13 protein-coding genes and 1 other annotated feature are annotated in these 16,156 nt (G+C 43.1%); of the genes, 11 read left to right on the top strand and 2 right to left on the bottom strand.

The window, feature by feature from the left end; genetic code table 11:
- Positions 1-135: 135 nt before the first annotated feature.
- Entirely contained in the window at positions 136-855 is a 720-nt protein-coding gene (gene tgl, locus AC6CIB_RS14155; protein ID WP_498281662.1) for a spore coat transglutaminase TGL, read from the bottom strand.
- Between the two features lie 397 nt (positions 856-1,252).
- Positions 1,253-2,524 carry a replication-associated recombination protein A gene (locus tag AC6CIB_RS14150; RefSeq protein WP_498281660.1) on the bottom strand — a complete coding sequence of 424 codons (1,272 nt, stop codon included), beginning with the start codon at positions 2,522-2,524 and terminating at the stop codon, positions 1,253-1,255.
- A 220-nt stretch (positions 2,525-2,744) separates the two neighbouring features.
- Here AC6CIB_RS14150 and cymR point away from each other — a divergent pair, with 220 nt between their 5' ends.
- The 11 genes from cymR to alaS all read left to right on the top strand — a co-directional run bounded on the left by cymR (position 2,745) and on the right by alaS (position 16,122).
- A complete protein-coding gene (gene cymR / locus AC6CIB_RS14145; protein WP_044339554.1) occupies positions 2,745-3,164 on the top strand; it encodes a cysteine metabolism transcriptional regulator CymR in 420 nt (139 codons plus the stop codon).
- Between the two features lie 13 nt (positions 3,165-3,177).
- Positions 3,178-4,320, top strand: coding sequence for a cysteine desulfurase family protein (locus tag AC6CIB_RS14140; protein WP_498281658.1), 1,143 nt, complete (start codon positions 3,178-3,180; stop codon positions 4,318-4,320).
- Positions 4,321-4,367: 47 nt separating this feature from the next.
- Entirely contained in the window at positions 4,368-5,483 is a 1,116-nt protein-coding gene (gene mnmA / locus AC6CIB_RS14135) for a tRNA 2-thiouridine(34) synthase MnmA (protein WP_498281656.1), read from the top strand.
- Positions 5,484-5,667: 184 nt separating this feature from the next.
- On the top strand, positions 5,668-6,339 hold the full coding sequence (locus AC6CIB_RS14130; protein WP_498281654.1) for a tetratricopeptide repeat protein: 672 nt from the start codon (positions 5,668-5,670) through the stop codon (positions 6,337-6,339).
- 17 nt (positions 6,340-6,356) lie between these two features.
- Entirely contained in the window at positions 6,357-8,750 is a 2,394-nt protein-coding gene (gene recD2 / locus AC6CIB_RS14125; protein WP_498281652.1) for an SF1B family DNA helicase RecD2, read from the top strand.
- A 1,034-nt stretch (positions 8,751-9,784) separates the two neighbouring features.
- Positions 9,785-10,381: a biotin transporter BioY gene (locus AC6CIB_RS14120; RefSeq protein ID WP_498281650.1), complete on the top strand. Its 597-nt coding sequence runs from the start codon at positions 9,785-9,787 to the stop codon at positions 10,379-10,381.
- A 21-nt stretch (positions 10,382-10,402) separates the two neighbouring features.
- Positions 10,403-11,404, top strand: coding sequence for a biotin synthase BioB (gene bioB / locus AC6CIB_RS14115; RefSeq protein WP_498281648.1), 1,002 nt, complete (start codon positions 10,403-10,405; stop codon positions 11,402-11,404).
- Between the two features lie 203 nt (positions 11,405-11,607).
- A complete protein-coding gene (locus tag AC6CIB_RS14110) occupies positions 11,608-11,793 on the top strand; it encodes a YrzR-like zinc ribbon domain (protein WP_498281646.1) in 186 nt (61 codons plus the stop codon).
- Between the two features lie 15 nt (positions 11,794-11,808).
- Complete coding sequence (locus AC6CIB_RS14105; RefSeq protein WP_082051298.1) at positions 11,809-11,940, top strand: YrzQ family protein; 132 nt, start codon at positions 11,809-11,811, stop codon at positions 11,938-11,940.
- 106 nt (positions 11,941-12,046) lie between these two features.
- Positions 12,047-13,123 carry an AI-2E family transporter gene (locus AC6CIB_RS14100; protein ID WP_498281644.1) on the top strand — a complete coding sequence of 359 codons (1,077 nt, stop codon included), beginning with the start codon at positions 12,047-12,049 and terminating at the stop codon, positions 13,121-13,123.
- Between the two features lie 76 nt (positions 13,124-13,199).
- Positions 13,200-13,427 (top strand) — a binding site (T-box leader).
- A 61-nt stretch (positions 13,428-13,488) separates the two neighbouring features.
- The gene (gene alaS, locus AC6CIB_RS14095; protein WP_498281642.1) at positions 13,489-16,122 is read left to right on the top strand and encodes an alanine--tRNA ligase; all 2,634 of its coding nucleotides are present in this window, start codon (positions 13,489-13,491) and stop codon (positions 16,120-16,122) included.
- The last annotated feature ends 34 nt before the right edge of the window (positions 16,123-16,156 follow it).

Below are 16,156 nucleotides of genomic sequence, written 5' to 3'. Positions count from 1 at the left end.
ATAAGGCGAACATCCCGGAAAGGCGTCCTTTTGCCTTTTTGGGATGATTGACTTATGACCTCGAGGGACTAGCCGCAGGAGCTGGACAACTAAAAAGCAAACAAAAAGTGACGGACTCATCAGAGTTCGTCACTTTTATGCATAACGGTATAAATCTGCGAACTTCAAACGTGTGACTTGTTGAAGGAGAAAGGCTGGCTCAGTGGCATCTTTTTTTCGAAGAGTATTTAAAGCTTCTATCATTTCATCATGAGTCATGATTCCGACTCCGTGACCAAAATACTGATCCTTTCCTAAAAACACAGAATTTTCCCCCATCCATATAGGATCGTCATAGTCGGGATTAGAGAAGTAGTATACATCCCCTGGAATATAGTCCACTCCTTTATAAGTGACCATGCTCATATCATCGTCATAATTGTGACCCCACACTAAAAGGGGAGAGAACAGCTGATTGAAATAAGAAGTCCTGATCGTATCAAGGATCGATTTATAGTATATGAGGACAATGCTGGTAACGCATTCGAAGCTATAGGCAGAGCTATTTGTGAAAATATCTTCAATGGCCTCTGATGGAAGTTTCGAGTCGCGAAGCCTATATCCGTATGGAGTCTTAATCCAAAAAGTAGAGTTGAAATAGGAGTGTTCAAAAGCAGCAAATTTGGCGTCACCCTCATTCATGCTCCTTGCATTGACAATGAATCTTTCCCGCATCTTCAACTCAAATCGGAGCTCGCCTAAGCTACGGTAACGATACTCTGTAGGACTGCTTTCCAACGCTTTAACGATGCTTTCTTCTACAGGTGATAGATTCGTTAACTCTTTACTGGACAATCCATTTTCAATGATAATCAATCCATACACCTCCTGGCCTTTTTACTAATGTATGTTTAGGTGGGGTAATATGGCATCAACACGGTAAAAAAACTCCCAGCTCGTTGGGAGTTTTTATAGTGATGTTCACAATTTGGCGCAACAAATCCCGGAAGTACCGCAACAAATGGTAAAAGTGCAGCAACAAACGGCAAAGTGCCGCAACCAACCTCAAAAAGTGCCTCAACACCTAAGGCCAGCGGGTCATTTATAATAAGAATGCTTGTCGGGGCTAAACAAGCCGCCTCCGCTTTTGTTTCATCCAGCTCCGGCGGCTAACCCCTCGAGGTCATAAGACGAGCCACCCAAAAGGCCAAAAGCGCCTTTCCGGTGACTCGTCTTATGCTTGTCGGGGCTAAACAAGCCGCCTCCGCTTTTGTTATTTCTGTTTATTAATCTTCTCATACACCTGAGCGATCGCCTGTTCAAATTTACCCGTCGATTTAGGGGTATAGTATTGAGCATGCTTAAGTTTATCTGGTAAATAGGTTTGTGGTACCCATCCCGATTCGTAGCTGTGTGGGTACTTGTATTCAATGCCTCTTCCCAGTTCTTTGGCACCTTGATAATGAGCATCCTTCAGGTGATCCGGAACCTCGCCGCTTTTACCTTTACGGATATCACCGAGTGCCAGGTCGATGGCCGTAATCGCCGAGTTCGATTTAGGTGAGAGACAAAGCTCGATGATCGCATTGGCTAACGGAATTCTCGCTTCTGGAAACCCGATTTTCTCAGCTGTTTCGACTGCCGCCAATGTTCTTGGTCCCGCTTGGGGATTGGCAAGGCCGATATCTTCATAGGCAATTACCAATAGTCTGCGGGCGATGCTCGGTAGATCGCCGGCTTCAACAAGTCTGCCTAAATAATGTAGAGCCGCATTCACATCACTTCCTCGGATTGATTTCTGAAACGCGCTTACGACATCATAATGGGCGTCACCGTCTTTATCGTGAGAAAAGCTTTTCTTTTGCAGGCACTCTTCTGCGATATTGACATCAATAGAAATCACACCGTCCTCATTCGGTGATGTGGACAAGACAGCCAGTTCCAATGCATTCAACGAACTCCTCACATCTCCAAAGCTGCTGCTTGCAAAATGTTCAATCGCTTCGTCGGTTACATCAAGTGAATATCCACCTAATCCACGCTCTTCATCCTGTATGGCTCGATGCAAGGCGATTTTCATTTCATCGATCGTAAGTGGCTTTAGCTCGAAAATTTGGCATCTGCTTCTGATCGCTGGATTAATGGCATGGTAGGGGTTGCTTGTTGTTGCCCCAATCAGGGTGATCATCCCGTTCTCTAAATAAGGAAGGAGAAAATCCTGTTTTCCTTTATCCAAGCGATGAACCTCATCTAATAGAAGAATCACTTTCCCGGACATTTTGGCTTCTTCCGCTACGATTTGAATATCTTTCTTATTATTGGTTACAGCGTTCAGGGTTTTAAACCGGTATTTCGTACTTCCGGCAATGGCGCTCGCGATGGACGTTTTTCCAATACCAGGTGGACCATACAAGATCATGGAAGAAAGCTGTTTTGCTTTTACCATCCTGTCTATTATTTTCCCTTCTCCAACTAAATGCTGCTGCCCGATGATCTCATCAATGGTTCTGGGTCTCATCTTAAAGGCAAGTGGTTTAATCGACATGAAAACATCTCTCCAAACTGACGTTCAAGTTAAAATTACTTTATCATAGGCGGTTCTTTTAAGGAAATATTGTGGCTGAGAAAAAGGGGTGGAAAAGAGAATGAAGTCGCCATTTTCACAGTGAGATGGCGGATATGCTATAATAACAAAAGTCAATACAGAAGAAAAATACGTCTCGCTTATGGTTGTGACGTTATTAAATATAGTAGAGGTGCTGAACATGAAGATATCAACTAAAGGCCGATACGGTTTAACCATTATGATTGAATTAGCAAAACGCCATGGTGAAGGACCGACTTCACTGAAAACGATCGCGCAGCAGCATGAGCTGTCGGAACACTATCTTGAGCAACTGGTGGCTCCACTGCGTAATGGCGGTCTTGTAAGAAGTATCCGAGGGGCGTACGGTGGTTATGTGTTGGGACATGAGCCATCTGAAATTACAGCGGGAGATATTATCCGGATCCTTGAAGGGCCCATTAGTCCTGTAGAAGGTATTGAAGATGAAGAACCTGCAAAACGTGAATTATGGATCCGAATTCGGGATGCTGTTAAAGAAGTACTCGATAATACAACGATAGAAGATTTAGCCAGTCATTCAGATGACGGTGAATCAGATGCCTACATGTTCTATATCTAGGAGGTAACGAAAAATGGAAAGAGTGTACCTGGATCATGCTGCAACGTCTCCCATGCATCATGAAGTAATTGAAGAAATGACTTCAGTGATGAAAGAGTCCTTTGGTAATCCATCGAGCATTCATTCATTTGGCCGTGCATCACGTCATCTTGTCGACCGTGCACGTACCATCATCGCTCAAAGTATTCATGCAGATTACAATGACATCATTTTTACAAGCGGTGGAACTGAAGCGGACAATTTAGCTATTATCGGTTCAGCCGAGGCTAATAAAGGAAAAGGAAATCATATCATTACCACACAAACAGAGCATCATGCTGTTTTACATGCGTGTGAATTTCTTGAATCCAAAGGGTTTGACGTGACCTATCTGCCAGTAGACCGTACGGGCAGGATATCGGTGGAGGAACTGCAAAGGGAACTTCGAGACGATACAATACTTGTTACGATTATGTTTGGGAATAATGAAGTAGGAACGATCCAGCCGATTAAAGAGATTGGACAGCTTCTTCAAAATCATCAAGCTTATTTTCATACAGATGCTGTACAAGCGTTTGGCTTAACACACATTGACGTGAAGGAGCTTGGAATCGATTTGCTTTCAGTTTCGGGTCATAAGATAAATGGTCCTAAAGGAATAGGCTTTCTTTATTCACACAAAAACGTGGATGTTCAGCCTGGATTATATGGTGGAGAACAGGAAAGAAAGCGTCGCGCAGGTACAGAAAACGTCCCGGCCATTGTTGGTCTAGGAAAGGCTGTAGAAATTGCACAAAAAGCCGTTGAAGAGAAGAATTCCCAGTATTCTGGCTTCAAGGCTTTACTGAAAGAAACCTTAGCCGGAGCAGGCATTGATTTTGAGGAGAACGGATCTCTTGAGTATGGATTGCCCCATGTGCTAAACTTAAGTTTTCCCGGCACGGATGTTGAATCCATGCTGGTGAATTTAGATATGTCAGGTATCGCTGTATCAAGCGGTTCTGCTTGTACGGCTGGATCTATAGAGCCTTCACATGTACTGGTCGCGATGTTTGGCAAACAGTCAGGGAATTCAAGGAACTCCATCCGCTTTAGCTTTGGTCAGGGGAACACGGAGGAGCAAATTGTCTGGACTGCCCATGAAGTCGCAAAAATCGTGAAGCGATTAACAAATTAAGATTGTCGTCCGCAACGGACGAATGAACGAATAAGGAGGTGGCGTTAGTGAAAAAAGAACCAAAGGATACGAGAGTGGTCGTTGGGATGTCTGGTGGAGTAGACTCTTCTGTAGCCGCATTATTATTAAAGCAACAAGGCTATGAAGTCATCGGGATTTTCATGAAAAACTGGGATGATACCGATGAAAATGGGGTTTGTACCGCAACAGAAGATTACAACGATGTGATTCGGGTATGTAACCAAATTGGTATTCCTTACTACGCTGTGAATTTTGAAAAACAATACTGGGATAAAGTGTTTACGTATTTCCTGGAAGAATATAAAGCAGGAAGAACACCAAACCCGGATGTTATGTGTAATAAAGAAATAAAGTTCAAAGCCTTTCTCGATCATGCACTGAAGCTTGGTGCAGATTATCTGGCAACCGGCCATTATGCACAGGTTGAATACCGTGATGGAGAATACAAGATGCTCCGCGGTGTCGACAACAATAAGGATCAAACGTACTTCCTCAATCAGTTAGGGCAGGAGCAACTTGAAAAAGTGATGTTCCCCCTAGGCGGCATCGACAAGAATAAGGTTAGGGGAATTGCGAAGGAAGCAGGCCTTGCGACTGCTACCAAGAAAGACAGTACGGGGATTTGCTTCATCGGTGAACGCAACTTCAAAGATTTCTTAAGCAATTACTTACCCGCCCAACCGGGAACGATGGAAACATTAGACGGTAAAGTGATGGGCAAACACGATGGATTGATGTACTATACGATTGGCCAACGTCATGGGCTGGGTATAGGTGGAGCAGGTGAGCCTTGGTTCGCAATCGGTAAGGATCTTGAAAGGAACGTGCTCTATGTAGGTCAAAGCTTTGAGCATCCCGCCCTTTATTCAGATTCCATTCTCGCAACAGATGTACACTGGACCTCAAATGGAGAGAAACCAGCTGAATTCGCCTGTACGGCAAAATTCCGTTACCGTCAGGATGATAACAACGTAACGGTTATTCCTTTAGAAAATGGTAAGGTGAAAGTCATCTTTGACGAGCCTATCCGTGCTGTCACACCAGGACAGGCTGTTGTTTTCTACAATGGTGATGAGTGTCTGGGTGGAGGAACGATTGATACCATTTATAAAGACGAAAAGAAACTTACGTATGTAGGTTAAGACTGACCATAACCACAAAAAAGGACTGAGAAGAAGAGATGTACCACCTCTCTTCTCTCAGTCCTTTTTTCATCATGGATGTATATCAATATTGAGAGTACCTTATGTTATACTAGAAACGATAAACGGGAATATCCTTACTCAACTGGCATACATAAATCATAACAATATAGAGGTGTTTGAATTGGATAAGAATTTAAAAGGAATTGAGTTATTACAAGAAGGAAAAGTAGAAGAGGCTGTGAAGCTTTTTACAGAAGCCATCGAAGAAAACCCTAAGGATCCTGTAGGATATATTAATTTCGGGAACGTATTAATGTCGGTTGGAGACAATGAAAAGGCGAAGAAGTTTTTCGAACGGGCGATCTCGATCGACGAGAATGCAGGGGCAGCATACTATTCCCTGGGGAACCTATACTTTAATGAAAATAACTTTGATGAAGCAAAGGATCAGTTTGAAAAAGCTGTTTCGAAAGGAATGGAAAATGCCGACGTTTATTTTATGCTTGGAGTCAGTTTGTTCCAATTGGAGCAGCCGAGACTCGCTCTCCCTTACTTACAGCGAAGTGTCGAACTGAATGAAGAGGACACAGAGGCGCGCTTCCAGTTAGGCCTATGCTTAGCGAAGGTTGAAGCATACGAAGAAGCGATCGCGCAATTATCTCAAGTAGTGGAAGCCGATCCAACTCACGCAGATGCTTACTACAACTTAGGGGTTGCCTATGCAGGCCATAAAGATGATGCAGATACGGCACTGATGTATTTCAACAAAGCAATCGAAGTTCAACCAGATCATATGCTAGCGGGCTATGGCATCAAGATGATCGAAAAGCTAAAAAATGAACAAAGTGAATAGTTAGGAGGTTCACTGATTTGAGCCAGCAAGATTCTTTAAAGCTGTTTGGTGAGGAAGAAATCTATATAAAAGGAAGGCACCTTGTCACCATTTTTCATAATGAGGAAAATCTCTATACCGTGGTCCGGATCCGGGTGGACGAAACGAATGATTCTTATGAAGACAAAGAAGCGGTCGTAACCGGGAATTTTCCTAAGATACATGAAGATGAGACCTATGTGTTTTACGGGAGGTTTCAAGAGCACCCAAAGTTTGGCATGCAGTTTCATGCGAAGCATTTCAAGAAAGAAATCCCACAAACCACACAAGGTGTCGTCCATTATTTATCAAGTGATTTATTTAAAGGAATCGGGAAGAAAACAGCTGAGAAGATAGTGGAACATATCGGGGAAAACGCCATTACCAAAATACTCGAAAATCCAAGCCTACTGGATGAAATTCCAAAGCTTCCAAAGGAAAAAGCGAAAAGTATTTATGATACGCTTTCCGAGCATCAAGGCTTGGAGAGGGTCATGATCATGCTGAATGATCTGGGGTTTGGACCCCAAATTTCCATGAAGGTCTATCAAGCCTATAAAGAGCAGGCACTTGAAATCATTCAAAATAATCCCTATAAGCTCGTGGAAGATATTGAAGGAATCGGCTTTACCCGGGCCGATGAGATTGGGTCTAAGATTGGTTTGACAGGAAGTCATCCTGACCGGATCAAAGCAGGCTGTTTATACACTCTTGAGCAAACATGTGTGAAGCAGGGCCACGTGTATCTCGAAGCAGAAGAGCTCATTGTAACGGTGAAGGATCTCCTTGAGAAAAGTCAGCCCGAAAAAATCGATTACACTGAAATATCCAGTCAACTGGTTTCCTTAGAGGAAGAGGGTAAAGTCATTGGAGAAGGCACAAGGGTGTATGTTCCTTCTCTTTACTTCTCTGAAAAAGGGATTGTGACAAACATTGAAAAGATTTTGTCTCAAACCCAATATAAAGATCAATTTCCTCAATCCGAATTTCTTCTGTCACTTGGAGCACTCGAGGACCGACTGGGAGTTCAATACGCACCTTCCCAAAAAGAAGCCATCGAAACAGCGTTAATGTCCCCCATGCTCCTGTTAACCGGAGGGCCCGGTACCGGTAAGACGACCGTCATTCAGGGGATTGTCGAGCTGTTTGCTGATCTCCATGGTTGCTCCTTGGATCCCAAGGATTACAAAGAAGAACCCTTTCCTGTCTTACTGACAGCCCCGACTGGTCGAGCGGCAAAGCGCATGACAGAATCCACGGGCCTCCCTGCCATGACGATTCACCGTCTTTTAGGCTGGAACGGTCAAGAAGGATTTCAGAGTGATGAAGAACGGGCGATTGAAGGAAAGTTGTTAATTGTGGATGAAGTGTCCATGGTCGACACATGGCTTGCCCATCAATTATTGAAGGCCCTGCCTGAGGAAATTCAAGTAATATTTGTCGGGGATGAAGATCAATTACCGTCTGTCGGTCCCGGCCAGGTACTAAAGGACCTATTGAAATCGGCAGTGGTGCCAACAGTTAGGTTAACGGATATTTATAGACAGGAAGAGGGCTCTTCCATTATTGAACTTGCTCACTATATGAAAAGGGGGCAGGTTCCTGCAGATCTGACCAAACAGCAAAAGGATCGATCCTTCTTCCCATGCAGAACCAATCAGATATCCGAAGTTGTTCAAAAAGTCGTTGAGAACGCGAAGAAAAAAGGGTACTCGCCAAAGGATATACAGGTCCTTGCTCCTATGTATCGAGGCCCTGCAGGTATCGATCGATTGAATGAACTCCTTCAGGAAATCTTTAATAGCAATGACGGGACCCGGAAAGAGATCGCCTTTGGAGATGTGAAATATCGAATTGGAGATAAGGTGCTTCAGCTGGTCAATCAGCCTGAAAACAATGTATTCAACGGAGATATCGGTGAAATCGTCTCGATCTTTTATGCAAAGGAAAATACCGAGAAGCAAGATATGATCATTGTTTCATATGAAGGAAATGAGGTCACCTATACCAGGCAGGATCTCATGCAAATTACCCATGCGTATTGCTGCTCGATCCATAAGTCACAAGGAAGTGAGTTTCCCATTGTGATTTTACCTGTCGTGAAAAGCTATTATCGGATGCTGAGAAGAAATCTTCTATACACTGCCATTACCAGGAGCAAGCAATTCCTCATTCTTTGTGGAGAGCTTGATGCTTTTACGCTTGGAGTGGAGAGAGAAGATGATTTTCTCCGCAAAACAACCCTGAGCGAAAAACTGAGAAGCTTAACCGATGCTGAAGAGAACACGGCAGTTTCTCCTGAAGAAGGTTTACCCATTGAAGAGATCTTGCTGAATGAGGATCCAATGATTGGAATGGAAGGCATCAGCCCCTATGATTTCATGAAAGCATAAGGTCAACGAATGAATATTTCTCATGTAGAAACCATTCATTCGTTGACCTTTTTCTATTGGTTCACTGTCTTAATGATAGGCTCTTTTCGTAAACATTGTTGCTAAGTAGTAGTTGATTTCCTCTCCAGGATGCTCGCTTTCCGCTAGCCGGCCGGTGAGTATCCTCGTCGCTGCTTTGAAGTCTCACCCACTGGCTTTGAATTTCTTCCAAAAAAAGTGAATTTAATTGTGTGTTAGTGTGAAAACATGGACCGTTCCTTTCCGCTCCAGTCACAAGCCACGGGGAGGAAGTCTTAGCCTCCTCGACGTTCCGTCTGTGGGGTCTCGACCTTTCATCTATCTCCTGCAGGAGTCAAGTGCATTCCGCCACAATCCACTCTGTGCTACTCCATTCTTACTCTATCTCCAAAGGAGTACAAAAAAAATTATGTTACCTCATAAGTCGGAATATTATTGAACTATCTTTCAAATGGGTCAAACATCCCTTTGAATTGTCCATGTATGGAGCACCAAGCCCCAAGGCATATGGAATCAAATGTTATCGCCATGATTGCCTATATCCATTCCTTCAATGACAAAAAATAGGATTGAATAACAATCTTATCTGTAGATAGTCTTCTTTGCTCCACGGTAAATAACCTCTTGTGAAGAGCAGTGGTCGCTCTTCTCTTGTGTACTGAAATTCCGTTTTCTATAGATTTGTTTTTGTCACTTTTAAGCTCTGTCACGAAATTTTCTTATAGATGGTGAGGGGAACTGCGTAGACTCCGGCGGATTTTGGACGTGCCGAGACCCCGTTCGGCTAAGCTGAGGAGGCTCGGCCGAACGCTAGCTGCAAGCGGAGCGGTTCCCCTCACCATCCAGCACACACTAATGGACAGAGCCCAAGTAGACCTTATGTTAAAAAACAACAATCTTTGCGAAAAGAGCTTAATGAAAATATTAATGTTAACTATAAATAAATTAAAGTTGACATATATTTGTTGAAAGCGATATCCTTATCTTGTAGAAAAAAGACAGATGGGGGAAGACAGATGAACAGAAAATTAAGGACAATCGATCTTACACTGGCAGGGATGTTTGTTGCACTTATGGCGATTGGTGCCAATATCACGACATTCGTACCTTTTATGGTAGTGGGCGGTGTTCCCATTACGTTACAAACGTTCTTCGCCATTTTAGCAGGAGCGATCCTTGGAAGCAGGGTCGGAGCCATTTCCATGACAGTGTACGCACTGGTAGGATTAGTGGGTGTTCCTGTATTTGCACGATTTGGAGCAGGGTTATCTTCTATAGTGAGCCCCACATTCGGATTTATCGTTTCGTTTATTTTCACAGCTTACATTACAGGTAAAATCGTAGAAAAACATAAAGGAATCAAGGTCTACATTTTCGCGGCACTAGTCGGGATGGCTGTCAATTATGTGGTCGGTACGAACTGGATGTATGCAGCATACAAGCTTTGGGCTGCAGCTCCTGAAGGATTTACATATAAACTTGCATGGGCCTGGATGGTGGTTCCTTTACCGAAGGATATCATATTAGCCGTGTGTGCTGGAATAATGGCTCATCGTCTGGAGAAATCGGTCCTATCAAAGAGTACATTTAAGAATATAAATAGAGCGGCTTAAACTAAAGGGGGAGAAGGTTACATGAAAACGTGGAAGGAACTGGCACTTGGGGTAATCGAGGGAGAAGAATTGACGAATGAAGAGGCGTTATCGATTTTGCAAAGTTCAGATGACGAGCTTCTGGAATTATTACATGGCGCTTACCTGATTCGAAAACATTATTATGGGAACAAAGTGAAATTAAACATGATCATCAATACGAAATCAGGTTTATGCCCTGAAAATTGCGGCTATTGTTCACAGTCCATTGTTTCAAATGCTCCGATCGAGAAATATCGCATGGTGGATAAAGAGACCATTCTAAAAGGAGCTGAAAATGCTCATCAGCTAAATGTTGGAACATATTGTATTGTGGCGAGTGGAAGGGGCCCGAGCAATCGTGAAGTCGATCATGTGGTTTCAGCAGTAAAGGAAATCAAAGAGCAATATAACTTAAAAGTATGTGCGTGTTTGGGGTTATTAAAAGACGATCAGGCGAAACGGTTAAAAGAAGCAGGGGTGGACCGTTATAACCATAACATCAATACTTCAGAGAACCACCATGAAAACATCACCACTTCCCATACATATGAAGACAGGGTGAATACCGTAGAACAGGCGAAAGCACAAGGGATTTCCCCCTGTTCCGGAATCATTGTCGGCATGAAAGAGACATTACAGGATGTGGTTGATATGTCACGCAGCTTAAAGGTGCTGGATGCCGACTCCATTCCAGTGAACTTTTTACATGCAATAGATGGAACACCTCTTGAAGGAACAAACGACCTCGATCCGAGATATTGTTTAAAGGTCCTATGTTTAATGCGCTTCATCAACCCGACAAAAGAGATCCGTATTTCAGGGGGACGGGAAGTGAATTTGCGCAGTTTACAGCCACTAGGCCTTTATCCGGCCAATTCGATTTTTGTTGGTGATTACTTAACGACAGCCGGCCAGGAAGGGACAGCCGATCACCAAATGCTTGAAGATCTGGGGTTTGAGGTTGATTATGTGAAGGAAGTAATTGAGCAGGCAACTTCATGAAAATTGGATAAATAAATTTAGGTGGGTGCTATGGAAAAGGTTACTCCTTATGAAATCAAGAAAATATCCCACACTATATAAGAACGGTGATCAAACATCGTTTGGGTGGATATTCTCATCGAACAAGTATAAAATGAGCTCGGATTGGTCATGATGGTAGGGAATACACACCAGGTTTGGTGTAATAGAGGTGAACCTTACCGATGAAGTGTCCAAATTGTCAGAGCAAAGATATCGGAAAGATCGGCATCAACCAATATTACTGTTGGGGTTGCTATATAGAGCTTTCCTTGTCAAAGGGAGTCATTTATACTCATCAAGTGGAAGAGGATGGATCACTGAGCTCCTTAGACGACTTGTTTGATGAGGAAGAACGCCGACTAAGCTAGGAAGAGGTGTCTTTCTTGAACAAAACATTTGCATCCATCGTTGGTTTTGGAGCAGGAATCGCTGCTTCTATCTATTCACAAAGATCCAATATGATGAACCAAAGACAAATGAAACGAATTCGTAAACAAGTAAAGAAACTTTTTTAACAGCTAAAAAGGCTGGCTTTCGGGTCAGCCTTTTTTTATGTTTACACCTAAATGAATAAAACACCCTTCTATCTTCCAACAATATAGAAGAGAGGGAGTGTTGATGATGGAAAAGAGACCCTATGCCAAATGGTTGTACCGACTTTCAATTGCCCTTATTCTTGCTTTATTCCTTTATATTCTCTATTTATTGAAGCCTGTATGGCATCCGGTGCTGGAAGTCATGTTATTTTCCTTCCTTCCCTTCTTGATAGGGGGATTCATTGCATATTTGCTTCATCCTATAGTAGAAAAAATCCATGAGGCCGGCATTCATAGAGGAATAGCAATCATGCTCATCTACATCCTTTTCTTCGGAGGATTAGGATACGCGGTGTATAAGGGAACTCCGATCATCATACATCAGCTGAAAGATTTATCAGAGAATGCGCCACTATTTACAAAACAATACCAGAGGTGGCTGGACTATGTGCAAAGCGAGACTTCCACTTGGCCTGACGGAATACAATCTCAATTAGAGGAAAGAATAGATGGGATCGAAGCCTGGTTGACGGGGCTGGTAGCAGCCGTTTTGGCCACTGTGATGAAGTTTATGAACAGCCTTCTGCTTGTTGCGATCATTCCCTTCGTCTCTTTTTATTTATTAAAGGATATTACCAAAGTGAAAAAATTTCTGTGGCAGCTTACTCCTAAAAAATGGAGGGACAGTGCGATTTCATTCTCAAAGGATGTGGATGAATCACTGGGAGGTTATATCAGGGGACAGCTTTTAGTTTGTTTGATCATTGGGGGGCTTTCTGCCGTCACACTCTGGTTGATCGGCATGAAGTATCCCTTGATTCTCGGATTGATCATTGGGGTAACCAATGTAATACCCTATTTCGGACCGATTATCGGAGCGGTTCCCGCTGCCATTGTAGCAAGTACGATTTCTGTCAATATGGTGATTTATGTCGTCATCATGGTAGTAGTTCTCCAATTCTTGGAGGGGAATATTTTATCGCCTTTCATTGTCGGAAAAAGCCTTCATATGCACCCACTGTTTATTATGGCGGCCCTTATCATTGGTGGTGAAGTGGGGGGGGTGATCGGCATGATTGTTGCAGTACCCTTTTTAGCTGTGGTAAAAGTAGCGATTTTACATGGACGAACCCACTTCATTCATGCAGTAGGGGAAGATTAAATTAAAAAATTAGGCTCAACATTGACAAATACAGTGAATATTTCTATAATCCAACATATACAAGTATTCGTATAAAATGAAAGCAATGAAGGATCGAGTAAGTTATAGTCCATCTACCAGAGAGAAATCCCCCCAGGCTGTAAGGGATTTTAGATGAAGGATAACCGAATGCTAATCCTGAGTGCAGGTAAAGCCTGCCGTGTAGCCGCGTTAAGGTGTTTTGAGGGATGAATATAAGAAAAGCTGAAGGCTTTTCTCTATTCATAACCAGGGTGGTACCGCGAGAATAGCTCTCGTCCCTGTTTTAGGGATGAGGGCTTTTTTGTATTCTTTTTTAACTATACATACAAAGGAGGAAGCTTCAAATGAAAAAATTAACAGGTGCAGAAATTCGTCAGAAGTTTTTAGATTTCTTTCAGGAAAAAGGACACAGTGTTGAACCAAGTGCATCATTGGTTCCACATGAGGATCCGTCCCTTCTATGGATCAATAGTGGGGTAGCGACATTAAAGAAATATTTTGATGGACGTGTCATCCCTCAAAATCCAAGGATCGTGAATGCCCAAAAGTCGATTCGTACAAATGATATTGAAAACGTAGGGAAAACAGCACGTCATCACACGTTTTTCGAAATGCTTGGAAACTTCTCGATTGGAGAATATTTTAAAGTAGAAGCAATTGAATGGGCTTGGGAATTCTTGACCGACACGAAATGGGTCGGTTTTGATCCTGAAAAACTGTCTGTTACCATTCACCCCGAAGATCACGAAGCATTCGACATCTGGAACAAAAAAGTTGGCGTACCAGCTGAACGAATCATTCGCATCGAAGGGAACTTCTGGGATATCGGGGAAGGTCCAAGTGGGCCGAATACAGAAATTTTCTACGACCGTGGGCTGGAATATGGGGACAACCCTGAAGACCCTGAATTATATCCTGGAGGAGAGAATGATCGTTATCTTGAGGTATGGAACCTTGTGTTCTCACAATTCAATCATAACCCTGACGGAACGTACACTCCGCTCCCTAAGAAGAATATTGATACCGGTATGGGACTTGAACGTATGGCATGTGTGGTTCAAGAAGTACGTACAAACTTCGATACTGATTTATTTATGCCGATCATTTCGGCTACTGAAGAAATTTCCGGTAAGTCATACGGCAAAGACAGTGAAATCGACGTAGCGTTCAAGGTCATCGCCGATCATATCAGAACGGTTGCCTTTGCCATCGGTGACGGAGCTCTTCCTTCCAATGAAGGCCGCGGGTATGTATTAAGAAGATTGCTTCGCCGTGCGGTTCGCTTTGCGAAACAAATCGAAATCAACCGTCCATTCATGTATGAATTGGTCCCGGTTGTTTCTGAAATTATGGTGGATTTCTATCCGGAAGTGAAACAAAAAGCGGAATTCATTCAAAAAGTAGTAAAAAATGAAGAAGATCGTTTCCACGAAACATTGAACGAGGGGCTTGCTATTCTTTCTTCCATCATCAAAGTACAAAAATCTGCAGGTAATAAGGTCGTTCCTGGTGAGGATGTCTTCCGTTTGTACGATACCTACGGATTCCCGGTTGAATTAACGGAAGAATATGCAGAAGAAGAAGGATTAACAGTTGATCATGATGGTTTTGAAAAAGAAATGGAAGCTCAGCGTGAAAGAGCGAGATCGGCTCGCCAGGATGTAGGAAGCATGCAGGTGCAGGGTGGAGTCCTTAGTGACATCAAGGTAGAAAGTCGCTTTGTAGGGTATGACACTTTAGAAACGAGTGCTACTATTCTTGAACTATTGGTTGACAATGAACGTCAGCCGAAAGTAGATAAAGGACAGGAATGTCAATTCATTCTGGACCAGACACCTTTCTACGCGGAGAGCGGCGGACAAATCGGCGATAAAGGGTACATTGAAGCTTTGGGTGTGAAAGTTTTGGTGACAAACGTCAAGAAAGCGCCTAATGGCCAAAACCTTCACTCTGCCATCGTTGAAGAGGGTACGTTAGAGCAACATGCACAGGTGCTTGCTAAAGTGTCCCGTGAATCCAGAACAAGAGTGGAGAAAAATCACACAGCTACTCACATCCTTCATCAGGCATTGAAAGATGTTCTTGGAGAGCATGTAAACCAGGCAGGTTCTTTAGTAGAACCAGATCGTCTGCGATTCGACTTCTCTCATTTTGGTTCTGTTTCCCAAGAAGAGATTGAGCGAATCGAAACCATCGTCAATGAGAAGGTTTGGAAGGCTATTCCAGTGAACACAGCCCTTAAATCATTATCAGAGGCAAAAGCGATGGGGGCGATGTCTTTATTCGGAGAAAAATACGGTGAAGAAGTTCGCGTCGTATCGATTGGAGAATATAGCTTAGAACTTTGTGGTGGCTGTCATGTATCGAACACGTCTGAAATCGGGTTATTTAAGATTCTTTCTGAAAGTGGAATCGGAGCAGGCACGAGAAGGATTGAAGCTGTTACAGCAGAGAATGCTTATAAAGTGTTGAATGATCAGGTTTCTCAACTGAAGGAAATAGCAGGCAAACTTAAAGCGAATCCTAAAGAAGTTGTCAATCGCGTTGACTCTTTATTAGTAGAAATGAAAGAGCTTCAGAGAGAAAATGAATCATTATCCGCAAAGTTGTCTAACATAGAAGCAGGTAGCTTAACGGATCAAGTCAAAGTCATTGACGGGGTGAATGTTCTTTCCGCGAAAGTGGCTGCTGGAGATAGCAATGGATTACGTACAATGATGGATGATCTTAAACTGAAATTGGGATCAGGGGTTATTGTATTGGCAACAACTGGGGACGACAAAGTTACGATCATTGCAGGAGTTACGAAGGACTTAGTCGAAAAAGGATATCATGCTGGAAAACTTGTTAAAGAAGTAGCTTCACGCTGTGGTGGAGGAGGCGGTGGCCGTCCGGACATGGCTCAAGCTGGGGGTAAACACCCGGAAAAAGTAGAAGAAGCACTGCAAATTGTAGAAGAATGGGTCAAATCCATTTAACTCCGTGTTAAAGTGGTGTACAATGTAGGTAACG

Source organism: Rossellomorea sp. GQ25 (assembly GCF_059758515.1).
This window is presented reverse-complemented; position numbering and strand designations above follow the sequence as displayed.